The organism is Novosphingobium sp. FG90, from assembly GCF_057808725.1.
The window spans coordinates 17843-39249 of record NZ_JBMDIO010000041.1 but is presented as its reverse complement, the minus strand read 5'-3'; the positions used below and the strand labels follow the sequence as shown (position 1 = coordinate 39249).

Annotated in this window: 19 protein-coding genes and 1 pseudogene; 10 read left to right on the top strand and 10 right to left on the bottom strand. The window is 61.3% G+C overall.

Features of this window, described 5'->3' with window-relative positions; genetic code table 11:
* Positions 1-576 precede the first annotated feature (576 nt).
* The 5 genes from ACODRZ_RS23370 to ACODRZ_RS23350 all read right to left on the bottom strand — a co-directional run bounded on the left by ACODRZ_RS23370 (position 577) and on the right by ACODRZ_RS23350 (position 6036).
* On the bottom strand, positions 577-1713 hold the full coding sequence (locus tag ACODRZ_RS23370) for a replication initiator protein A (protein WP_036530267.1): 1137 nt from the start codon (positions 1711-1713) through the stop codon (positions 577-579).
* Between the two features lie 87 nt (positions 1714-1800).
* Complete coding sequence (locus tag ACODRZ_RS23365; protein WP_036530270.1) at positions 1801-2865, bottom strand: ParB/RepB/Spo0J family partition protein; 1065 nt, start codon at positions 2863-2865, stop codon at positions 1801-1803.
* Positions 2862-4058, bottom strand: a complete 1197-nt coding sequence (locus ACODRZ_RS23360; protein ID WP_036530278.1) for an AAA family ATPase — start codon at positions 4056-4058, stop codon at positions 2862-2864. The genes ACODRZ_RS23365 and ACODRZ_RS23360 overlap by 4 nt, the downstream gene beginning before the upstream one ends.
* 440 nt (positions 4059-4498) lie before the next feature.
* On the bottom strand, positions 4499-5815 hold the full coding sequence (locus ACODRZ_RS23355) for a type II toxin-antitoxin system HipA family toxin (protein WP_036530282.1): 1317 nt from the start codon (positions 5813-5815) through the stop codon (positions 4499-4501).
* An 8-nt stretch (positions 5816-5823) separates the two neighbouring features.
* Entirely contained in the window at positions 5824-6036 is a 213-nt protein-coding gene (locus ACODRZ_RS23350) for a helix-turn-helix domain-containing protein (protein ID WP_036530285.1), read from the bottom strand.
* Positions 6037-6546: 510 nt separating this feature from the next.
* Between ACODRZ_RS23350 and rpoD the strand changes: the two genes are divergently transcribed.
* The 4 genes from rpoD (at position 6547) to ACODRZ_RS23330 (ending at position 11396) form a co-directional block, all read left to right on the top strand.
* Complete coding sequence (gene rpoD / locus ACODRZ_RS23345) at positions 6547-8610, top strand: RNA polymerase sigma factor RpoD (protein ID WP_036530287.1); 2064 nt, start codon at positions 6547-6549, stop codon at positions 8608-8610.
* Between the two features lie 34 nt (positions 8611-8644).
* Positions 8645-9289 (top strand): hypothetical protein, encoded by a 645-nt coding sequence (locus ACODRZ_RS23340; RefSeq protein WP_036530290.1) that lies wholly within the window; start codon positions 8645-8647, stop codon positions 9287-9289.
* 31 nt (positions 9290-9320) lie between these two features.
* Positions 9321-10772, top strand: coding sequence for a DUF6880 family protein (locus ACODRZ_RS23335; protein WP_036530292.1), 1452 nt, complete (start codon positions 9321-9323; stop codon positions 10770-10772).
* A gap of 219 nt (positions 10773-10991) precedes the next feature.
* Positions 10992-11396, top strand: a complete 405-nt coding sequence (locus tag ACODRZ_RS23330; RefSeq protein WP_036530295.1) for a hypothetical protein — start codon at positions 10992-10994, stop codon at positions 11394-11396.
* 93 nt (positions 11397-11489) lie between these two features.
* Here the strand turns inward: ACODRZ_RS23330 and ACODRZ_RS23325 are convergent, their stop codons facing one another.
* The gene (locus tag ACODRZ_RS23325; protein ID WP_155276474.1) at positions 11490-11636 is read right to left on the bottom strand and encodes a hypothetical protein; all 147 of its coding nucleotides are present in this window, start codon (positions 11634-11636) and stop codon (positions 11490-11492) included.
* Between the two features lie 223 nt (positions 11637-11859).
* On the opposite strand from ACODRZ_RS23325, the gene tnpA reads away from it, so the two are divergent.
* The 6 genes and pseudogenes from tnpA (at position 11860) to arsH (ending at position 15956) form a co-directional block, all read left to right on the top strand.
* Positions 11860-12249 carry an IS66-like element accessory protein TnpA gene (gene tnpA / locus ACODRZ_RS23320; RefSeq protein WP_488971509.1) on the top strand — a complete coding sequence of 130 codons (390 nt, stop codon included), beginning with the start codon at positions 11860-11862 and terminating at the stop codon, positions 12247-12249.
* A complete protein-coding gene (gene tnpB / locus ACODRZ_RS23315; protein ID WP_488971508.1) occupies positions 12246-12605 on the top strand; it encodes an IS66 family insertion sequence element accessory protein TnpB in 360 nt (119 codons plus the stop codon). Before tnpA ends, tnpB begins: the two co-directional genes overlap by 4 nt.
* A gap of 131 nt (positions 12606-12736) precedes the next feature.
* The gene (gene tnpC / locus ACODRZ_RS23310; protein WP_488986261.1) at positions 12737-14263 is read left to right on the top strand and encodes an IS66 family transposase; all 1527 of its coding nucleotides are present in this window, start codon (positions 12737-12739) and stop codon (positions 14261-14263) included.
* A complete protein-coding gene (locus ACODRZ_RS23305) occupies positions 14260-14853 on the top strand; it encodes a plasmid pRiA4b ORF-3 family protein (RefSeq protein WP_488971506.1) in 594 nt (197 codons plus the stop codon). The genes tnpC and ACODRZ_RS23305 overlap by 4 nt, the downstream gene beginning before the upstream one ends.
* Positions 14854-14877: 24 nt before the next feature.
* A pseudogene (locus ACODRZ_RS23300) lies at positions 14878-15219 on the top strand (GNAT family N-acetyltransferase); the annotation flags it as partial.
* A complete protein-coding gene (gene arsH / locus ACODRZ_RS23295; RefSeq protein WP_036530299.1) occupies positions 15216-15956 on the top strand; it encodes an arsenical resistance protein ArsH in 741 nt (246 codons plus the stop codon). The pseudogene ACODRZ_RS23300 and the gene arsH, both read left to right, overlap by 4 nt.
* A 70-nt stretch (positions 15957-16026) precedes the next feature.
* Here the strand turns inward: arsH and ACODRZ_RS23290 are convergent, their stop codons facing one another.
* The 4 genes from ACODRZ_RS23290 to ACODRZ_RS23275 all read right to left on the bottom strand — a co-directional run bounded on the left by ACODRZ_RS23290 (position 16027) and on the right by ACODRZ_RS23275 (position 21401).
* Positions 16027-16692, bottom strand: a complete 666-nt coding sequence (locus ACODRZ_RS23290) for a cytochrome b/b6 domain-containing protein (protein ID WP_036530300.1) — start codon at positions 16690-16692, stop codon at positions 16027-16029.
* A gap of 65 nt (positions 16693-16757) precedes the next feature.
* The gene (locus ACODRZ_RS23285; RefSeq protein ID WP_010338398.1) at positions 16758-18023 is read right to left on the bottom strand and encodes a TolC family protein; all 1266 of its coding nucleotides are present in this window, start codon (positions 18021-18023) and stop codon (positions 16758-16760) included.
* A complete protein-coding gene (locus tag ACODRZ_RS23280) occupies positions 18020-18319 on the bottom strand; it encodes a DUF3240 family protein (protein ID WP_010338397.1) in 300 nt (99 codons plus the stop codon). Before ACODRZ_RS23280 ends, ACODRZ_RS23285 begins: the two co-directional genes overlap by 4 nt.
* On the bottom strand, positions 18312-21401 hold the full coding sequence (locus ACODRZ_RS23275) for an efflux RND transporter permease subunit (protein ID WP_036530303.1): 3090 nt from the start codon (positions 21399-21401) through the stop codon (positions 18312-18314). Before ACODRZ_RS23275 ends, ACODRZ_RS23280 begins: the two co-directional genes overlap by 8 nt.
* Positions 21402-21407 lie beyond the last annotated feature (6 nt).

Here is a 21407-nt window from a genome sequence, read left to right as displayed (position 1 = left end):
CGAGGGCGAGGGCGAGGGCGAGGGCGAGGGCGAGGGCGAGGGCGAGGGCGAGGGCGAGGGCAGGCGCAGACTTCGGTATTTCAGGAACGCTGAGATTTCGATGGGATCGCTGGTTTGAAGGTCCGATGGTTGAATAGATCGCCCACTTCGATCCGGGGTCAGGGAGGATGTGTCCGCCAGGACGGGTTTGAGGTCGGAGCGCCTCTGGTGGCTGCGATGTGCGTGCAGCGCTGTCGTGACAAGGTGTCGCCGCTGGGATCCAAACAGGGCGGGCAGGGGAGGGCAAGGCAGCCTGGTTCAGCGCGTGGGGCAGGGGCCCGGAGCCTCCTGGTGGAAGACAGCGACCGGATCGGTACTTCAGGAACGGGGACCGCAATGATGAATTTGGGCGCACGCGTTGCCGAACAATCAGGCTGCGGGCAGCGGCCTTGCTCGATCAGCTTTTGGGACTGGTGAGGGTCGGTGAAAGAAAGCTGTTCCTGAAGTACCGACTGGGGAAGGGCGGTAACCTCGGTGGGCAGACTATGCTTTGGATCGTCAGGGTGTCTGCGAGGGAACCGACAATTACCGGGTCAATCAGCTGGCCGCCCGTTGCTTCGAGCAGAAGGTTGCAAAGATCTGGGCTATGTTCGGTGCGTCTCTGGCGATGTCACGCTGTCGCATGAACGCACGAAAATCATCAGCAACAAGACCATGGTCTCGCTGAGGGCTAGGCAGGCTTGCACGGGCGATCGAGCCGAACGCGGTGTAGGCAATATGACCTTCGGGAAACGCCGGGGGAGGTGAGGGGACGGCTGGAGCCGCAGTTTGGTCGTCTCCCGTCGCTTCAGCCGTTGACCGCGATGTGCCCGAACGCCCCGTCGTCCCGCTGACCGGAAGTTCCTCGTCCTTGCTGCGCTTAACCATTCGCAACATCGGTTCGGCACCGTTTCTTGCTTCGATCTTCAAGGAGAAGCCGGGCAGGGCGTCTTCCTTGGCGATTTTCGTGATCTCGAATTTGAAGCGGCGATAGTCACCCTCCGCGCCGCTCTTCTCGAATAGCGTGGGCATCGTGATCGCAAACCCGTCGGGGCCTGCTCCCCCAGCATGCTTGCGCGCTACACGATAGAGCCAGCGCTCCCTGCCTCCCGTGAGGGAGAAGTACGCAGGGTCGATAGCAAGAACCCCGCCTTCCATGAGCACGCCGTCGTAGAACCATTTGGCCAGGGTGATCCGCATGCCGCGGATCGATCCCTTGCGATCGCGGATCTGGCTGTGGCTATCGATCCACGAAAAAGTCGTCTCGACCGCATCGCCTGAGCGTATGTTGGTTTTGACGGTCGTCGACTGAAGCCGGTCGAGGGTGTTGCTAAGGAGGTCATATGCGCGCCCGCCAACATCACGCTTCAACGTCTTGAGCATGTCGTGGGGAACGATGTGGAGGGTCTGGGGGATGTCGTTTGTGCCGCGCCGCTTGTGCTCGATTAGAACTGAGGCACAGTAGATCAGGATATCGAGGTCATAGATGGTCGCAAGGCCGTACTCGGAGTTGGCCGAGACATGCACAGTCACCTTGCCATCCGGGCTCACGTAATCGATCGGCTTGAGGCGCTTGCGCTTCGACAGCGAGAAAAAGGGCCGTTCCATCGTCTCGCGCTGATCCCTGAGGGGCAGGGTCGTCAGTTGCGGGAGGAAGAGGTCAACTTGCCGGTCTTCTCGCTGTTCCTTTGGCATCGTTTAATTCCAGCTGGCGCGTAAAAGATATTTTACCAGCGCGTAAGTTTCTGTTTTAAATCGATAATTCATACGAAATCTGTGTTTCTATCGGGAGAATTTGGCCTTCTCGATAACGGGACGCAATGCTTCCAGAATTTCGTCCACCGTGCTGGTGTTTTGCGGGTTGATGTTAACAGTGAGGCCCTTCGCCTTGCTATCTGAGAGAACCTCCGCGATTCGGCCGCCTGCTTGGCTCATGACCGCTGGCTTGGAGCGGGGCGCGGCCTTAGGCTTGTGCTCAGCGGACGCTGCCATGAGACGCTCGAACACGCGGGCGCCCTCGATCTTTGCAAGTCCAGCGTCGCGGCGCTCCTGCTGTTCGGCAGAAACAACCCGGGCTGCATCGAGGATCTTGTCCCTGCGCGACGCATCCTTGAGGATGGGGGACAAGCGCATTCCATGATGGACCTTGAGATCGTTCGGTTCAGCGAATGCAGCAATGACCTCGTCAGGCAGTTCGGCAAGCTGCAGCAGGTTGTGCAGGTTCTGGCGCGGGATCGCCAGACGCTCGGCCATCTGAACCCGGCCGCCGTTATAGTACGCTTGGACGGCATGCTGATAGTTGCGCGCTCGCTCGAGGTCGGTGACGTCCTCGCGTTCCCGGTTCTCGAGATCCGCGAGCCTGAAAGCGGCTTCGTCATCGAGGGTTTCGATGCGGGCGATCAGCTCGATTTCCGAGTGATTGTTCGCGTTGAGCCACGAGACCGAGAAATGGCGCCGGGTGCCGACGATCAGCTCATAAGACGCTGGACCGTTCTTGGTGCGCCGGATGACGACCGGTTCCCTGTTGGTGCCTTCTTCGCGGATGGAATCGATGAGGCTCGCGCAACGCTCGTGAGACAGCTGGTCGTAGTCGCGCGCATTGCCCGGCCAGATCGTGCACTCACTCGGCTTGATCCGGATCGTGAGCTTCTTGACCGTCTTCGAGAGTTCGTCGAGGCCCGCGCCCCTGCGTTCGAGAAACGAGGGCGCCGGGACGGGTTCGCTCGGGCGCTCTACGACATCGGGTGCCGCCGAAGCCGCGGCCTCGTCATTTACTACAGGCTGGGCGGCACCAATGCTCTCGATCGCGTTAGCGAGCAGGCTGCGCCGTTTTCCTCCAGAGCTCATGCCGCCTCCGTAAGCCTGTCGGTGCCCAACTGGCCAATACGTGAGGGCCATTGCTTGCAGATGTCCTTCTCTACCTCGCGGAAAACCATGTTGAGGTTGTCACGGCATCGCGTGTAGGTCTGGTGGGAACCGTAAGGTTTGTTGATCTCATAGATAGAGGACATCTGAAGGCCGGCGTTCTTGATTTCCTCCGACAGGAGAATGGGGGTTGAAAGCAACTGACCGGCATAGGTCTTTTCCATGACCTGCAGCATCTGCGCTTCGTTTGTCCGGTTGGGCTGGAACATCGTGCAGACTACGCGGATGAACCCGTAGTCGATCGAGGTGTCGAAGCGCGAAACAAGGGTCATGGCCTCGCGGCAGGTCTGCATGAAATGGATCGTCGAAAGATAATCCAGCTGGCGCGCCGGCACCGGGATCAGGAGCCCATCGGCCGCAGTCAGGGTGTTGACCCCCAGAAAGCCCATCGCCGGCGGCGGATCGAGGATCACGACATCGTAATCGTACCGCACTTCCTCAAGACCGATGCGCAGCATGCGGAATGCACCGGCGATGGCGTCGGGGCCCTCTTCAATGGTGGCGGTCAGTTCCCACTCGGTGTCCTGAAGCCCAAGATTGGCAGGGCAGATATCGATGTTCGGCCAGGCGGTTTTCTGGATCGTCTTACGAAACGAGTCGGCGTCGTCCATGCGAGGAGACAGAAAATTCGAAAGCGTATGGGTCTCATCGACCATGGCCTCGAGATTGACGTCGAACATTACGCTCATCGATGCCTGCGGATCGCAATCGACCACGAGAACGCGATAGCCGCGCAGACCAAGATAATCAGCCAGATGCTTGGCTGTGGTTGATTTGCTCACGCCACCTTTGAAGTTCTGGACCGCGAGGACCACGGCCCGCTCATCAGGGGCTTTGCCCATCTTGATGCCGAGCGCTTCGCGAATGGCGATCAGATCTTCGACTGTGTAGTACCGGCGGCCATTGCTGGCAGTCTTGGGCGCAGGCAGGCGTCCACGCGCTTCTGCTTTCGAGAGGGCTTCGGGCGTCCTGCCGAGCATGTCGGCAGCGACAGTGGCCCCCATTGAGATATTGAGCGTCTTGCGATCGGCAGGGTCGATGGCAGCTTGGCGCAGTACACTCTTGGCGTTCTCACACGAACTGATCATTGCATCGAGAATCTGGCCCGACAACATGTGTGTGTCCCCTTCCGCAGCCCCGAATCAACCTGGTTCGGCAAAAAGGCAGCGAATTGATCGGTAATCCCGGACACGTATTCCAAAAAAGTGGTAGTCAGTCAATTCCATCTCAGACTGAGCGGCAAGGGTGACAACCGTGTCCATCTCCTCATTGTCCAAGACGTCGAGCCGCTAAGAAGCGGGACATCTACCGGTGATCCCCGAGCCGTTTGCCTCGAGGTACCGAAATTTTTGCTTCGTGAAGATTTCTAGATCCGATTGCCAACCCGCCGGCCAGCGCTCTGCGGCAAAGAGATGGATAATGACGAAGGTGAGCTCGCCCACCTTGCGCCCCTTCGCCTGTTAGGCAGGTTGGCGCGAGGGTGCGGTTCGGGAGGCGGTGGCTCTATCCGAAAATCTCGCCGCATCACGAACGGGGCATTACGGTATTTCCGAAGCTAGCCGTGGTAGGTAGTCGCGTCGATCTGATCGGCGTCATCATTTCCCGGAGCGCCGTACTCTTCATCGCCGGGCTCCTGCGCATGAGCGCGCACTTCTCCAATGCGCTGCGCAATCTCGCGTTCAAAGACCTTGAGCATCAATCCGGGGCCTGCAGGCATGGCTGCGACCTCTTCGCTGGCCCGCGGCAGTTCGCGCAACAGACGGGCGGTCACGGCCTCCACGCGCCGGACCGTGGCCTTGGGGGAAAGACCTGAAGCCTCAGCCATGCGCTGCCAATGCCTCGCGTAGATGTGCCGCCCCCGTCGCTGTCCGCCGATGGCCTGGGCATGGTTCTGAGTGATGTTTGCCCACCCCAGGCCCGACATGAGATCGTAGAGCGGAGCAAAGCGGTTAGCCTGATGTGTGAGCAGGACCGAATAGTTCTTTGCGTGGGAATCGACATTGCCGATGGCGATATTGAAGATCACCGCGTCAAGCAGCTGCGTGATTTCCCGCGCAGTCATATGCGCGCGCACGGTCGCGAAGAAATCCGCGATCGAAGGGCCGCGCGTACCGGTGCCGTTGTACTCGTACTTGGCGACGGGAGGGCGACCTAGAGACTGGCAGAAGTCCTCCTGATGAATTCGTCGCACCGCGCCCGGCTCGCCTTCACGATCGTAGCGCGTCACCAGGAGATAGGATCGCTGTCCGGCAAGGCCTGTCGTGACTGGCGCAGTGAGTAGCCCGGCGCGCCGCGCCAGAACCATGCACAGCGCCTCGTTCTGGACGCTGCCGAGAAGGCGCGGGTTGTCGGGCTTCAGGATATGCGTGGATGGGGCGCCATGCATCGGCACCCCGATCGCATCGCCGAGCTTTGCCACCGGAAGCTTGTCCTGCGCGCCGGCGAGGCTCATCGAGACGCCTTCCTCGTCGACGAGAAAGGGGCGGGCAGGCAGATCGCTTATGATCCGCTCCAGAGCATCGCTGCCCGTGATCTCGCGATAGTCGGGCGTCCCGCCCGGTGTATCGAGGCCAATGCTGAGCGCGCCGGCAAGATCGGTCCCGGTACGCGCGATCAGCCCGAGAACATCGTCCGCAGTCGCTCCCACAACACGGGTCATTGCGCGCAGTGGATCGCCTTCTGGAAGCAGGTTCATGAGCCAGAGAAGAACGATATCTCCTTTATAGGTGCTGCCATCGACGGGCATCCTGAGCGAAATCGGGAAATGGTCCGGTGCGGCCTGCCAGGCGACGCTGTAGGAAAGCCGGACCTCGTCGTTCGCCGCCACGAGCGTAGCGAGATGACGACCCTCGAAAGTAATGGCAAGTTCCATCCGCCGCTTCAGTCGGACGAGCCCAGAGCCGTCAGTCGCAACCCGACAGCCTGCGCAGCAGCCAGGGCCTTGCCGAGCTGGGCTGTGGCTTTGCCTGCCTCAAGATCCACGATGAAGCGCTCACCAGTGTTGATCGCAAGCGCAAGCTCGCGCTGGGTGAGGCCAAGGCCCTTGCGGGCGGTCGCAATCGCTGTGCCGAATTGTTGAGCGGTGTGTATCATATCTTCCCGTTCGGTAAGATGGCATCTTTATCATCTGGAGGCAAGGTCATATCTTCCCGATCGGTAAGAATATAAGCGTTGGTTGAAGTGGAACGACGGCATCACCGAACGGGAAGATGAATCTCAGTCAGACGTGGGATGAGCCTGCAATGGTGCGGCGTAGGCGCGCTGGAATTCACAGTGCTGCATGTGTGGCCATGCAGTAGCGCGATATGCGGTTATTTCATGCTGATGCCCGTCATTGATGCATCAGCATGAAAGCCTGGTTAGCGCGGAGTTTGAAAAGCAGGGTTACCAAACCCTTCAATCCTAAGCGAATGCTGAGCGATGCTCGGCGAGTGCAAAAAACTGCTCAAGGATCATGTTAGCGGAGCCGACCTCAGTGCCGGTATACGCATGCATCGTGGAAAGCACGCTGGAACTGCTCGGACTTGTCCGGCAAAGGGGCGGCTACATATGCCTTGCATGGTCTCGTGAACGGGACTTCAAAGACGAGTTGACGACCCAAGTATGAGCAGAAGCGAACGCGGCAAAGAAATGGAAGAGCCAATCATTGAGGCGAGCCGAGGTTCAGTCGCCAAGTTTATCGCCTATGCCAAGCGTCGCGGCACGATCACCGTCGACGAGCTGAACCTCGCGCTGCCGCAGGACCAGATGACCGCCGACCAGATCGAGGACGTCATGGCGGCGATGTCGGAGATGGGCATCAGGGTCGTGGAGAACGAGGACGATCCGGATGCCGATGACGCGCCCGCCAGCGCCGCCTCGTCGGACGACAGCGACGGGGATCGGGTGCCTGCCGACGAAGGGGCCAATGATGGCGCCGACGATGGCAGAGAGGGCGTTGACGGCGGCGCTGTCTTCGAGAGCCGTGAGCCGCGACCGAAGAAGGCCGAGAACCTCGGCAGCACGGACGATCCGGTGCGCATGTACTTGCGCGAGATGGGCGCTGCCGAGATGCTCACCCGCGAGGGCGAGGCCGCTATCGCCAAGCGGATCGAAGCCGGCCGCGACATCATGATCCAGGGCTTGTGCGAAAGCCCGCTGACGTTCCATGCGATCATCGAGTGGTCCGAGGCGCTCAACGCCGGCCACATGCAGCTGCGCGAAATTCTCGATCTCGACGCGATGCTGGCGAAGGAGCCGCAGGTCGAGACGTTAGGCGAAGACGGCGGCGAAATCAGCGAGAAGACCGCAGGTCCCTCGTTCAGCGATGACGAGGAGTCCGAGGAGCAGGACGCCGCCGAGGTGGACGAGGATGGCAATCCGATCGCCAGCCCGCGCCGCGAAGAGGCGGATGCGGAGGAGGGCGGCATCAGCCTGGCGCAGATGGAAGCGACGCTGATGCCCGAGGCGCTGGAGAAGTTCGCGCTCATCGCCGGGCTGTTCCACAGCTTCGAGCGGCTTCAGGCCGACCGAACGGAAGCGGCCGGGCTGGGTATCATTTTCCCCGAGGCGCGCGAGGAACAGTACCTGCAACTGCGCGCCGAACTGACCGCCGAGGTGGAATCGGTCAAGTTCCATGCGGCCAAGATCGAGCAGTTGATCGACAACCTCTACGTGTCGAACCGCCGTCTCACGACGTTGGGCGGCCAGATGCTGCGACTGGTCGAGCGCTACAAGGTGAAGCGCGCCGATTTCCTCGAAGCCTATGTTGGCCGTGAGCTGGACGATACCTGGGTCGCTGAGATGGCGGGCCGGGACAAGAAGTGGGCCGCGTTCGCCGCCGCCGAAGCCGGCCCTGCCGAGCGGATCCGTAACGAGGTCGCCGAAATCGCCGCAACCATCGGCATGGCGCTCCCCGAGTTCCGCCGGATCGTCAACATGGTCCAGAAGGGCGAGCGCGAGGCGCGCATCGCTAAGAAGGAAATGGTCGAGGCGAACCTGCGTCTGGTGATCTCGATCGCCAAGAAATACGTCAATCGCGGGCTGCAGTTCCTCGACCTGATCCAGGAAGGCAACATTGGCCTGATGAAGGCGGTCGACAAGTTCGAGTACCGCCGCGGCTACAAGTTCTCGACGTACGCGACCTGGTGGATCCGGCAGGCGATTACCCGCTCGATCGCGGATCAGGCCCGCACGATCCGCATCCCGGTCCACATGATCGAAACGATCAACAAGCTGGTCCGCGCCAACCGCCGCTTCCTCCACGAGCATGGCCGCGAGCCCACGCCCGAGGAGATGGCTGAGCAGCTCTCGATGCCGCTCGAGAAGGTCAAGCGGGTGCTCAAGATCGCGAAGGAGCCGGTGTCACTCGAAAGCCCGGTGGGTGACGAGGAAGACAGCTCCCTAGGTGACTTCATCCGGGACGAGAACGCGGTGATCCCCGTGGACGCGGCGATCGAGGCGAACCTCAAGGAGATGATAACGCGTTCCTTGGCGTCGCTCACGCCGCGCGAGGAGCGCGTTCTGCGCATGCGCTTCGGCATCGGCATGAACACCGATCACACTCTCGAGGAAGTCGGTCAGCAGTTCTCGGTAACCCGTGAACGCATCCGCCAGATTGAGGCGAAGGCACTGCGGAAGCTCAAGCACCCTAGCCGGTCGCGCATCATGCGTGCTTTCCTCGACTGATAGCATCGCCAGTCTTTGGTGGGTATGTGAAGACATGACGTCAAAATTCAGAACGCCGAAGGAGCAAGTCGTTCGCGATGTGCTGGAGAAGCACGCTTGTCCGGTTCCTTACCATGAAGTGCGCACGCGATTTCTCGGAGCAATCGCCTCACCGTTGGTGGCGGCTCCGCCGCTGCCAGTGGTGAAGGCGCTGTGGGGCGGCGAATTTCCGCCGTTCGATTCCATGGGTGATCTCAATCATCTGATCGATGTGCTGATCAATCAGCTTTGGAACAGCCTGACCAAGCATAATAGCCGTACAGCGCCCTTCAGGCTTTACCGGCTTGATCTGGAGCCGTCGGCTGAGAATCTTGCGAGGTACGCCCGAGTGCGCCGACAGGAGCTGGAAGGCTTTGTTGAAGGTCTGTTCGGTGGTCATGAAACCCTCGACCTGCCGGAGCGAGCCCATATGTCCCTGGGGCACCTTGGTGAACTTCGCGCGATGATGGGCGGCATTGAGGACCTGGTCGCGCGCGATATCCAGGCGGAAAGCCGAACCCAGCTCGAGACGACCTTCAGACACGTGCGCGAACTCACCAAAATCATGGAAACCGAAATCCATGAGGCCGTGTTGTCTTGCGCCCGGGCTCGACATCAGATGCTCGAGGGATCTACGCTCACAAAACCCGTTATGCACTAACCGTGCAACCAGCCCGGATCGAGTTGAGACTTTGGCTTCCAAGAAAACCCTGAACGCGAAGAATCTTGAGGAGTTGGGGGCGGCTCGTCTCGCCCAACTGCTGATTGAAATCAGCACGGGAAATGCCCTAGCCAAGCGCCGCCTGCGCCTCGAACTGGCTGGCGCGCAAAGCCCGGCTGAGGTGGCGCGTGAGGTGGACAAGCGGCTCAGCACGATCCGACGATCGCGATCCTTCGTCGACTGGCAGAACCGTAAAGCCCTGATCGAGGACCTTCAGACGCAAAGGAAGGCCATTGTCGAGCAGGTCGCGCGGTCGGACCCTGCTGAGGGTCTGGCGTTGATGTGGCGTTTTCTTGGCCTGGCCAATTCCATCTTCGGGCGCTGCGATGACAGTAGCGGGATGGTCATTGCCATTTTTCACCAGGCTGTCGCGGATCTGGCGGAGATTGCCGTGCGGGCAAATCCCAGGCCGGAGGCGCTGGGTGACGCGGTCTATGATGCTTTGAGCGCCAATGAGTATGGCCAGTACGACGACCTGATCGGCACCCTTGCTGCCGTTCTGGGAGAGCGCGGGCTTACCTATCTGCGCGGTCGTATGACTGCGCTGGCGAAGACGCCGGTTAAAAGGCCGGCAGGCAAGGATCGGGTAGCCGTGGGTTGGGCATCAAGCGGTGCCATCTACCAGGATGAGATTGACGAGCGTAGCCGAGATAGCACGGTGAAGCTCGCTCTCATGGAGATCGCTGACGCATTAGGCGATGTCGATGCGTTCATCGCGCAGTACGACGAACCCACCCGCAAGGTGCCCCGGATCGCAGCTGAAATCGCCAATCGCCTCGTCGCCGCAGATCGTGCTGACGATGCCCTTCAAATTCTTGATGCGGCAACGCAGAACAATCCCAGTCACTCCAGCTTCAATTGGCCGGACTTCAAATGGGTTGATGCAAGGATCGCCGTTCTGGACGCATTGGGGAGGGGGCGTGAGGCACAGGACATGCGCTGGTCCTGCTTCGAAAGTTCGCTGTCGTCCAGGCACTTGCGTGAATACCTCAAGCAGCTGGCCGATTTCGAGGACATCGATGCTGAGACGCGTGCCTTCGACCACGCGCAAACCTGCAAAAGCGTTCTTGGTGCACTGTCGTTCTTCGTGACATGGCCGAAGCTTGACCGTGCCGCCGACCTTGTAATCGGTCGCTTCGAGAAGATCGACGGCGACCATTACGAAATCCTAACGCCTGCCGCTGACGCGCTTTCGGCGAAATATCCGTTGGCAGCAAGCCTTGTGCTGCGCGCCATGATCGATTTCACTCTGATCCATGCCCGGTCAACGCGTTACAAGCACGCTGCTCGCCATCTCCTCGAGTGCGCCAGCCTCTCGCGACAAATCTCCGATTTTGGCGCGCATGAATCTCACACCGATTATGAAGCGAGATTACGCAAGATGCACGGGCGCAAGAGCGGTTTCTGGGGCCTGGTCGATTGACATGCTGCCGCCCCGGATTGGTTCTCGAATTTATTGTGAACCCCGCCTTCGTGACTGCTCATCCTCTTGGATGACCGGTCCCGACCAGAAATTGCCTTTTATGAGCGGGAACGCGAACGGCCGGGTTCCCCAAAAGCGGCCAACGCTTAAAAATGGGCAGATTGTCTCACCATCAATGGCACATGACAGAAGCGCGTCTCGTAGCTAAGAGCGCAATCGGTGCATCGACTTCGCAATCTTGTCCTTGCCAATCGGCCCCTTGCCTGCGCGGTGCTTGTACTCGCGCTGATGATGAAGATCGTCATGCCGGCGGGGTTCATGCCAACCGTTTCGAACGGGCGGATCGTGGTCAGCATTTGCTCGGGTACCGGGCCGATGACGATGGTCATTACGATCCCCGGCCTTGAACATGGGAAATCCGGTAGCGACGGTCATCAGGGCAAGGCAGAACAGCCTTGCGCCTTCTCAGGCTTGTCGGCGCCGTCCCTCGCTGCTGCGGACCCAATTCTGTTGGCGGCTGCGATTCTGTTCGTGCTGGCGCTCGGCACGCGCCCTCTGGTGCTGCGAGCTTCGACAGCGCCACCCTATCTGCGTCCACCCCTGAGGGGGCTTCCGGCAATCTGATCGTTCGTCGTCGCATGAGGGGCTGAGGGGACGGGTGCGTGTATCGCGTCCGCCTCCTTCGCTGTCATGCACCTGCGTCCGATTTGGCTTGGCTCAATGCGCGCTCTTGCGGCTGCCAGGCCTGCCGAGGATTACCATCATGATAATCGCTGCCTGGTTTTGCCGGGTTCGCCACTTCGCATGACTGCGCGAAGTCGCATCCTCCTGCGCCAGTTCCATTTGTGGCTGGGCGATCGTCAAGCGGACCCGTCCCTGGTATGAAGCGGGAGCGGCGGCATGACGCAGGTATATTTCTCGGAGGCTCGCCACGCCGATGATGTCCTGCGGCTCGCGCTCGGCGCCGCGCAGCTCCCGACCGACGATCTCGGCGGTCCCGACCAGATGTTCGTAAGCGCCGACGGAACCCGGCCTTGTGCGGATTGGGATCGGCGTGAATTTCGCAGGGCAGATGGAGGCCTTGCGAGTGGATATCGAGCAGTCAAACGAGGCTCGTATGAGCGCACGCCGAGATGGCGGAGCGGTCGTTCGAATGGAACGGCGCCGGCACTGGAGCGACGAAGAGAAGCTGGCGATCCTGAAGGAGACCACGCAGCCAGGTGCCATTATGGCGGTGGTGGCGCGTCGGCACGGGATCGGGACCGGTCAGCTTTATACCTGGCGCAAGCAATTGCTCCGCGGCGCGATGGCTGGGTTCGTGCCCGTCGAGCTGACGCCTGCCGAACCGCTCTGCAAGTCCGACGCAGGCCGGATCGAAATCCGGCGCGGCGGTGACTTCATGGTGTCGATCGACAGGTTGGTCGACAGAGAGACGTTGAGATTGGCGCTCGAGGTTATCGGGGAGCTTGAACGTTGAGCCTGACGCTGCCGCCATCGGCGAAGATCTATCTTTCGCTGTCGCCGTGCGACATGCGCAAGGGCTTTGATGGTCTGTCTGCGCAGGTGCGCAATATTCTCCAGCTCGATCCCTTCTCCGGCGCGGTGTTCCTGTTCCGCGGAAAACGAGGCGATAGATTGAAGGCGCTGGTGTGGGACGGGTCGGGGCTTTGCCTCTATGCGAAACGCCTCGAGCGCGGAAAGTTCGTATGGCCCAGAACCCAGGATGGAGCGGCCGCCCGGCTCTCGGCTGCACAGTTGGCAATGCTGATCGAAGGACTGGACTGGCGGCAGGCGATTGTTCACGACGAGGTGCTCGTGCCGATGCTCGCTTGAGCGATAAAACCGCAGGAAACTGCCGTTTTATGTAGGATGGGATCGCGGCTTGCGCTATAGTTCGGGGCATGCGGTTCGACCTTGATCGCCTCCCCACAGACCCCGTTCTCCTGCAGAAAATGCTGCGGGAGATGGCTGAGATCATGGAGCTGGAGCGGGCCGAACTTGGGACCGCAAAGCAGACCGTCAAAGCTCAGGGTCTGACGATCGAGAAGTTGGAGCACCGTCTTGCCCGGCTGCTGCGCGTCCAGTTCGGTCGCAGCTCCGAGAAAATGGACATCGCACAGCTGCGGCTGATGTTCGAGGAGGTGGATGCCCCGGATCCGGCCAATGATGACGCCCCTGCGGCGTCGAACGCGAAACCGGCGCGCAAGGCCGGAACCAGGGCGCCGATCCCCGCACATATCCCGCGCCAGACAACGCAGCATCTTGCCGAGCCATGCGGCTGCGGTGGTAGCGAGACTGTCATCTGCGAAGACGTCACCGAAGTGCTGGATTACGTACCCGCCTGCTTCCGTGTCCTGCGTCATGTTCGCCCTCGCATCGCCTGCCGATCCTGCGAAACGATCCGCCAGGCGCCGGCCATAGATCTGCCGTTGCCCAAGGTGATGGCAAGCAGCGCACTGCTCGCGCATCTCGTCGTCAGTCGCTTCGTCGATCATCAGCCCTGGCATCGCCAGTCGGTGATCCTGCGCCGGCAGGGTGTGGAGATTGATCGTGACGTGATGGGCCGCTGGTCGCGCAAACTGGCCTGGTTGATGGCGCCGCTCGGCGAACGGTTGCTCGCCCACATCCTCGAAGCTCCAAAGATACACGGCGACGAGACCCCGGTGACCCTGCTCCAGGGCGAAGACGGTAGCCAAACCGCCTACTTCTGGGTCTATCTGCGCGACAGCCGCTCAAGCGGGGACATGAGCCCGCCTGCCGTGGCGTTCCGCTTCACGACCGGGCGCGGCGGTAAGCATCCGGCGGCCCACCTTGCCGGTTACCGTGGATACCTTCAAGCCGACGGCTATGCCGGCTACAATGCGCTGTACCATGACCCCAAGACCAAGGCACCGCGAGGCGTGATCGAGGTTGGCTGCTGGGCTCACTCGCGACGCAAGTTCACTGACATTCTGGAAAAGAACCCATCTCCGGTAGCTGCGGAAGCGGTCGTGAGGATCAGCGAATTGTTCGCGATCGAACGGGATATCAAAGGAGCGCCGCCCGATGAGCGGCGGCGGGTTCGCCAGCAGCTGGCCCTCCCGAAGCTTGCGGCCTTGCGGCCATGGCTGCATGCCCAGATGCAGGGATTGTCCTCGGACAGCGCATTGGCGAAAGCATGCCGTTATCCCCTTAACCGCTGGACGGCGATGGTCCGTTATTGCGAAGATGGCCTGCTGGAGATCAGCAACAACCTGGTCGAAAATGCCTTGCGCGGCGTTGCTCTGGGGCGCCGCAACTGGATGTTCGTCGGGTCCACCAAGGGCGGGGATGCCTCGGCGCTATTTTACTCGCTTGCCGAAACGTGCCGCCTGAACGGTGTGGAGCCCGAAGCCTGGTTCACCGACGTAATCGAGCGTATCGGCAACCATCCAATCAACCGGATCGACGAACTCCTGCCGTGGAACTGGCAGGCCGCAAAAGCGATCCAGAACCTGGAGCAAGCTGCTTGAGCAACGCCTTCGTCGTGCACATGACGATCACTCTGGATGACGTGACGCCCGCCGTGACCCGCATGATCGAAGTGCCGCTCGGCATCCGGCTCGATCGTTTGCATACTACCTTCCAGGAAGCGTTGGGGTGGACCGATAGCCATCTGTGGGAGCTGACCTTCGGGCGCACGGGCTTCGGCATCCCTAACCCGTCCTACGGCTTTGGTGGCCCGCTCGATGCACGAAAGACGACCCTCGCTGAGGCGTTGGAGGGAATGCGCGGCAAGACCTTCCAGTACCTCTACGACTTTGGCGACGGATGGGAGCACAGCGTCAGGATCCACGGCATCGCTCCGGCTGACCTGCAAGGCAGCTATCCGCGCCTGCTGGAAGCTACCGGAATGCGCCCACCGGAGGACTCGGGAGGTCCTTGGGGCTATGCCGAGAAGCTGGAGGCTCTCACCGATCCGTCGCATGAATACCATGAAGAGGCGTTGGATGCTCTTGGCGACGACCATGACGCCCACGCTCAGCCCAACATCGAGGTGATCCACGCTCGCTTCGCGGCACTCGCCAAGAAATGGGCGCCGCGCTCGCGGAAACCCAAATAACCCTACGTCAACGCCGCCTTCCGTCGGCGCTTACAGATGTTCTTCAGCCTGTCCGACGATGAAGAGCTGATCGGGTTCATCGGCCTGGAAGGTAGCGGCACCGACCGGCTGCTCCGCTCGCTGGTCGTGCTGCCGACCCGGCGCGGCAAAGGATATGGCCGGATGCTGGTCGAACGCCTTGAAGGCGTTGCTGATGGCGCGGTCGAGCGGCTGCACCTCCTGACCAGCGGCACCGGGGAGTTCTTTCGCAGGCTTGGTTACACCGATGCCGATCGCGACGCCGCGCCGGCCTTCATCGCAGCGACCGCGCAGTTCACGTCGCTGTGCGGTCCGCGCGCGACCTATCTCGTCAAGGATCTTGGATGACGCGCCTTCGTGACGTACCCGACGCCGACCATCTGCCAGCACTCGATCGCGGCATCGCGATCACCCGGCCCGCCGCCGGCATGGGCGACGATCAGCCGCCGCCTCGCATCCTGCTGCTGTACGGGTCGCTGCGCGAACGCTCGTTCAGCCGGCTCGCGGCTGAGGAAGCGGCACGACTGCTGATCCTCTTCGGCGCGGAGGTGCGGATATTCGATCCCAGCGACCTGCCGCTCCCAGATCAGGTGAAGGGTGACGATCATCCGGCGGTCCATGAGCTGCGCCAGCACGCGCTCTGGTCCGAAGGCATGGTTTGGTGCAGCCCCGAGCGGCACGGCCAGATCACCGGCATCATGAAGGCGCAGATCGACCATCCGCCGCTGGAGTTCGGCGGCATGCGGCCGACCCAGGGTCGCACGCTCGCGGTCATGCAGGTGTCGGGCGGCTCGCAGTCGTTCAACGCGGTCAACACGCTGCGCCTGCTTGGCCGCTGGATGCGCATGATCACGATCCCCAACCAGTCGAGCGTGGCGATGGCGTTCAAGGAATTCGACGAGGCCGGCCGCATGAAGCCGTCGAGCTATTATGACCGCATCGTCGACGTGATGGAGGAACTGGTGCGGTTCACGATCCTGACCCGCCCGCACGCCGGCCAGCTCGTCAACCGCTATTCCGAACGGAAGGCTGTACAGGCAAAGCATGAAGCTGCCACCGATCTTGCGGTCCAAGCCGTTCTGTAGGCCAGCACTTCAATCATCGACTAATCGGAAAGCCGAGCCGCCATCGCCACGTTGCAGCATCACCTCCATCCTATTGTGCTCGGCCGGGAAGCATCGCTGTAAGGATATACTTCCCACTCCTCCTCGTTTCGAAAACAACTCCGGCAAGGTGGAGGGCAATCAGAACGTACAGCAAATTTACCGCTGACTCGTGCACTTCCTTCAAGGGCTCGTCCTCTGCGTCATCGCCTATCTCTTTCCGCTCAGAACCTTTGAGTAAGACGCTGTCCCTGTCATCTGTGCCCCGACCAACGGCGTGGGACGGAGCCTCGCTAATCCATTTCGTGGAGGGCAGACCAGCCATGCCAATGCCGGTCGCTATGATGATGCTAAGCGTTCCCCAAATAGCGTAGACCATCAATGCACCTAACGGATTGTGCGATGGATGGATTTCATTGTGTCCGGCTCTAATCTCCGGGATATGGGCAAGCGCTTTACGCGGACTCGGTGGGAACGCTGTGAACCGTGCCTCTTTGGGTCCAACGAAACCCCAGAGCAGTCTAAACGCCAAAACGGTTGCGAGGGCGTATCCCACCCAGACGTGCGGCCCCGAACCCTCTTCCGTGAAAATTGCATTCCCGATGACAGCAAGAACGATTGACCAATGGGTCACCTTAACAACGGGGTCCCATTTCGCCTTTGCTCGGGCTGAGTCTTTTAGGGGCCGGACTGGGATTCCAGGTTTTGAACTCTGCATTTCAGATTCCTCCGCGTGAATGGGAAGATGACTTCATTCTCTACAGCGATTGCCAACCTACGCCCTCATGGCTCCTTCTCGTTACCTTGCCATATCGTATGAGAATCGATGAGTAATTTCACGATAGCTCGTGTCGCAGAGCTGCGCGCGTCTATGGCCAGCCGGTCCGCATCATGTGCTTGCCGTCGGGAATAGAGCAGATCGGACAGGTCGATAATGCCCCCTTCGTACCCGCGCTCCGTCCGTGTGGCGGCGTCGAGCGAACTTCTGGCAGCACCCTGAAGCCGCTGCCAAGCGACGTAGCGGCCAGAGGCGTTCGCCATATCAGTATCGGCCATCGCCAGCACCATCCGGCGCGCTTGCGCGAGATCCATAGAGGCAGCGGAGGCATTGGCTTCCGCCTGATCCTGCTGGAATTTCCGGTATCGTCCTCCCAATGGGATCGAGAAGACGACACCGACACCGCGTTCAATGCCAGAACGCTCGCTAAAGGCCCGGACGCCCAGCTGTGGGTCCGGCAAGCGATCAGCCTTCGCCCGCCGTGCGACGACTTCAAGACGCAGAGCTTCGCGATCAGCAGCCCCAATTTCATGACTGCGCTGGATCACCAGATCATGAAGTGCAGTCAGGTCCTGAGAAGGCAGGACTGGATCAGCCAAGGATGGTGCGTCCGACGGCAGGGCCAGATCGGGGAAGTTCGATTGCAGCAGCGCTCGCGCCTGTTTCATATCAGCCAGGCTGGCTGCCGCGACACCCTTGGCCTGATCGAGCGCCGCCTGGGCCTGGTCGGTGTCAAGCATCGATGCATCGCGTAACTGCACTCGCCTCTTCACGGCAGCGAGACCGCGTTCGAGTAATGCGACGTTCGATTGATCCGTGCGGTTGAGCTCGCTTGCCGTCAGCCAGTCGTACCAGAGCTGCGACAGATACAAGGCCGCCTGATGGCGCGTATCTTCCATCCGGTTTTGCGCGACTTCGACACCAAGCTGGCCTGCCTCGCGATCCAGGGCAGCCTTCCCGGGCAAGCGAAAAGATCGGCTGACCGTGCCGTCGAACTCCGTATAATTCCGCTCCAGCCGCACGTCGCGATTGATGTAGCTTCCGGTGAGCTGGACCTCGTGAGGGCCAACGCGGAGCATATCGCTCGCCGCCGATGCAGCGCCGACGCGCTTGCCCGCTGCCTCGACGGTCGGATGACCGTCAAGCGCCTTCACCACCTGCTCCTCAGGCGGCAAGGACCATTGAAGACCAGTCGCTTGCGCGTGCGCGGCAGTTGCGAGCGCAGTCGCTATCGAGATGGATAGCGGCAAGAGGGCAGTCAGCTTCTTCATGAAATCCTCCCGCGCTCGATGATCGGCAAGGAGTGCCAGCGCACAGGTTGTTTGCGGCGCGATGAGGCAACCGCAGCGATTATGGCGGGGATCATGGAATCCTCGACGACGAGCTCGAATGCGATCCGATGGAGGACTCCTCTTACCTGCTCATGCGTTCCGGCGTCGCTGAAGTCGCGACCGAGAACGGCTTCCTCACGGCGATGGATCGGCGCGGACGCAACGGTTCGAATAGCCTCCACCAGAGTTCCCGCATCCGGAGGGGAACAGTGGAGGACCAGCAGAAGCTCAGCCATTGGCCAGCACCTCTTCGAAATCCTGCTCGCCGCGGCCCTCTCCGAACCTTTCGAAAAGGATCGGGAGAAGTACCAGAGTGAGCAACGTGGACGTGACCAGCCCGCCGATGACCACAATGGCAAGCGGGCGCTGTATTTCGGATCCCGGACCGGTCGCGAACAGCAGGGGGACCAGGCCGAAAGCGGTAATACTCGCGGTCATTAGGACGGGGCGGAGGCGTCGCTCGGCACCCAGGCGCACCGTCTGCGTCATGCTCTGCCCCTCCTGACGGAGTTGGCGGAAATAGGAGACCAGCACCAAGCCGTTCAGCACCGCGATGCCAAGCAGAGCAATGAAGCCGACGGAAGCAGGCACTGACAGATACTCTCCCGATGCCCAGAGCGAGATCAGGCCGCCGACCATGGCGAAGGGAATGTTGACCAGGATCAGCGTGGCGGCCCGCAGCGAACGCAAGGTGGCGAGCAGGACGAAGAAGATAAGGAGCAGCGCGACGGGAATGACCATCATGAGCCGAGCCGATGCACGCTGCTGATTTTCGAACTGGCCACCCCACACGATGCGATAGCCGGGCGGGAGCGGCACCTTGCTCGCGACTGCGGCCTTCGCCTCGTCCACATAGCCCACCAGATCACGACCAGAGACGAAGGCCTGGACCAGAGCGAAGCGGGAACCATTCTCATGGTCGAGCTTCACCGGACCCTGCGTATGCTTCACCTGCGCCATGTCGCTGACCCGGGCGAGCGTTCCACCCGGCGTCATGATCTGCAGGTCTTCAAACCGGGTCGCATCATTGCGGATGCTTTCGTCACCGCGGATGACGATCGGGATCCGCTTCTGACCTTCGGCGACGATACCGGACCGAACGCCTTCCACCTGTGCGCGCAAGGTGTCCTGTAACTGATCGATCGGCATGCCAAACCGGCCTGCGGCTGCTCGGTCGATGTCGAGCTGCAGGTAGTCCACGCTGTCGTTCGCGACCGTCAACACTTCCGTCGCGCCGCGCACCTGGCCCAACTCATGCTGCACGCGACCTGCAAGATCCGCGAGGACCGCCGAATCCGGTCCGAAAATCTTGACAGCCAGGTCGCCCCGGGCGCCGGTCAGCATTTCCGAGACACGCATTTCGATCGGCTGGGTGAAACTGGGCTGGATGCCAGGCAGGCCGTCGACGGCCTTGCGGATCTGCTCCAGGACGAACTCCTTGCTGCCGCGCCACTCGGACTGCGGCTTCAGACGGACGAAGGTGTCGGTCTCATTAGGTCCCATCGGATCAAGCCCGATTTCGTCAGCACCAACCCGCGCGATGACTTCCTGCACCTCGGGGACACCCATCAACGCGCGCTCGACCGCCTTGTCGCCCTCGACGGACTGGGCCAGGCTGATGGAGGGCAGCTTCGTCAGCTGCACGATGACTGACCCTTCATCCATCGTCGGCATGAAGGTTTTGCCCACTGCTCCATAGGCCAATCCGGCGAGGACCAGTCCGAGAGCCGAGAGGCCGTAGACCAGGCGCTTGCGCGCAAACGCGCCATTCAGAAGCGCACGGTAGCGAGGCGTTAGCCAGCGCATCACCCATGGGTCCCCATGATGTCCGCTTTTCAAGCCGAACGAGGCAAGAACGGGAACGAGCGTCAGCGCGAGCAGGAGCGATCCTGCCAGGGCGAAGACAATGGTGAGGGCAACCGGCGCGAACAGCTTGCCTTCCAGCCCCTGCAGCGAGAGCAGAGGAAGGAACACAAGCGCGATGATGATGATGCCCGCCGATACCGGCACCGTCACGTCGCTGGTTGCGCGGAAGACCTGGTGAAGGCGCGGATGGGAGTCATCCTGTTGGTGCGACAGACGCTCTACGACGTTCTCCACCACAACGACCGCACCATCCACAAGCATGCCAATAGCAATGGCCAGTCCACCGAGGCTCATGAGATTCGCGGACAACCCGGCCATGCTCATGAACAGGAACGTCACCAGCGCGGCCATCGGCAGTGTGACCGCCACGATCGCGGCGGCTCGCCAGTCACCGAGGAAAACGATCAGAAGGATTACGACCAGGACGGTCGCTTCCAGCAACGCCTCCTCAACCGTTCCAACCGCTCGGCCGATCAGATCGGACCGATCGTAGAAGACCGCGATGTGCGTTCCGGCTGGCAGGCCACGCTCGACCTCGGCCAGACGGTCTTTGACGCCGGTCACAACCTGCCGTGCATCGGCACCGCGAAGAGCGATCACAAGGCCCTCGACCGCCTCTGCCTTGCCGTTCTTGGATACCGCGCCATAGCGCGTCAGGCTGCCCGTCCCGACACTCGCCACATCCCCCAGGCGGACGATGCGCCCGTCACGGCTCGTTATGACCAGCGACTGGAGATCGGCCACGGATCGGATCGCGCCGACAGCCCGAACGATCAGGGATTCTTCGCCAGTGACGAGGCGGCCGGCTCCGTCGTTGCGATTGCCACCGTCGATGGCCGTCTTGATGTCGGCAACGGATAGATGGGCTCCGGCCAAGGCGAGAGGATCGGGCCGGACCTCGAAGGTACGGACATATCCACCAAGTGCGTTGACGTCGGCGACACCGGGCACCGTCCGCAGCGCGGGACGGATGGTCCAGTCGAGAAGCTCTCGCCTTTGCTGGAGGCTGAGCGGCCCCTCGATCGTGAACATGAAGATATCGGACAGAGGCGTGGAAATCGGCGCCAGGCCACCCGACACGCTCGCCGGCAAATCCGCCATCACTCCGGACAGGCGCTCCGCCACCTGCTGACGCGCCCAGTAGATATCTGTGCCATCGGTGAAGTCGATGGTGATATCGGCAATCGCATATTTGGCGGACGAACGCAGGATAGACTGCCGGGGAATGCCCAGCATCTCCATCTCGATCGGGGCAATGACGCGGCTTTCGACCTCTTCCGGCGTCATGCCGGGAGCCTTGAGAATGATCTTGACCTGCGTCTGCGCTATATTGGGATAAGCATCCACGGGTAGCTGAACGAAGGCCCATGCGCCGAGGCCGGCGACAGCCAGCGCAAGCGCTACGACGAGCAGGCGATAGGACAGAGCCTTCGCGACGAGTGACTGAAGCATGGGCCC

Bases quoted from the DNA above. Each gene is read 5' to 3' on its own strand.
- ACODRZ_RS23290 (WP_036530300.1), bottom strand. From the start codon at position 16,692: ATGCAGAGTTCAAAACCTGGAATCCCAGTCCGGCCCCTAAAAGACTCA.
- tnpC (WP_488986261.1), top strand. From the start codon at position 12,737: ATGGCTGAGATCATGGAGCTGGAGCGGGCCGAACTTGGGACCGCAAAG.
- ACODRZ_RS23285 (WP_010338398.1), bottom strand. From the start codon at position 18,023: ATGAAGAAGCTGACTGCCCTCTTGCCGCTATCCATCTCGATAGCGACT.
- rpoD (WP_036530287.1), top strand. From the start codon at position 6,547: ATGAGCAGAAGCGAACGCGGCAAAGAAATGGAAGAGCCAATCATTGAG.
- ACODRZ_RS23355 (WP_036530282.1), bottom strand. From the start codon at position 5,815: ATGGAACTTGCCATTACTTTCGAGGGTCGTCATCTCGCTACGCTCGTG.
- ACODRZ_RS23350 (WP_036530285.1), bottom strand. From the start codon at position 6,036: ATGATACACACCGCTCAACAATTCGGCACAGCGATTGCGACCGCCCGC.
- arsH (WP_036530299.1), top strand. From the start codon at position 15,216: ATGACGCGCCTTCGTGACGTACCCGACGCCGACCATCTGCCAGCACTC.
- ACODRZ_RS23340 (WP_036530290.1), top strand. From the start codon at position 8,645: ATGACGTCAAAATTCAGAACGCCGAAGGAGCAAGTCGTTCGCGATGTG.
- ACODRZ_RS23370 (WP_036530267.1), bottom strand. From the start codon at position 1,713: ATGCCAAAGGAACAGCGAGAAGACCGGCAAGTTGACCTCTTCCTCCCG.
- ACODRZ_RS23360 (WP_036530278.1), bottom strand. From the start codon at position 4,058: ATGTTGTCGGGCCAGATTCTCGATGCAATGATCAGTTCGTGTGAGAAC.
- ACODRZ_RS23280 (WP_010338397.1), bottom strand. From the start codon at position 18,319: ATGGCTGAGCTTCTGCTGGTCCTCCACTGTTCCCCTCCGGATGCGGGA.
- ACODRZ_RS23275 (WP_036530303.1), bottom strand. From the start codon at position 21,401: ATGCTTCAGTCACTCGTCGCGAAGGCTCTGTCCTATCGCCTGCTCGTC.
- ACODRZ_RS23365 (WP_036530270.1), bottom strand. From the start codon at position 2,865: ATGAGCTCTGGAGGAAAACGGCGCAGCCTGCTCGCTAACGCGATCGAG.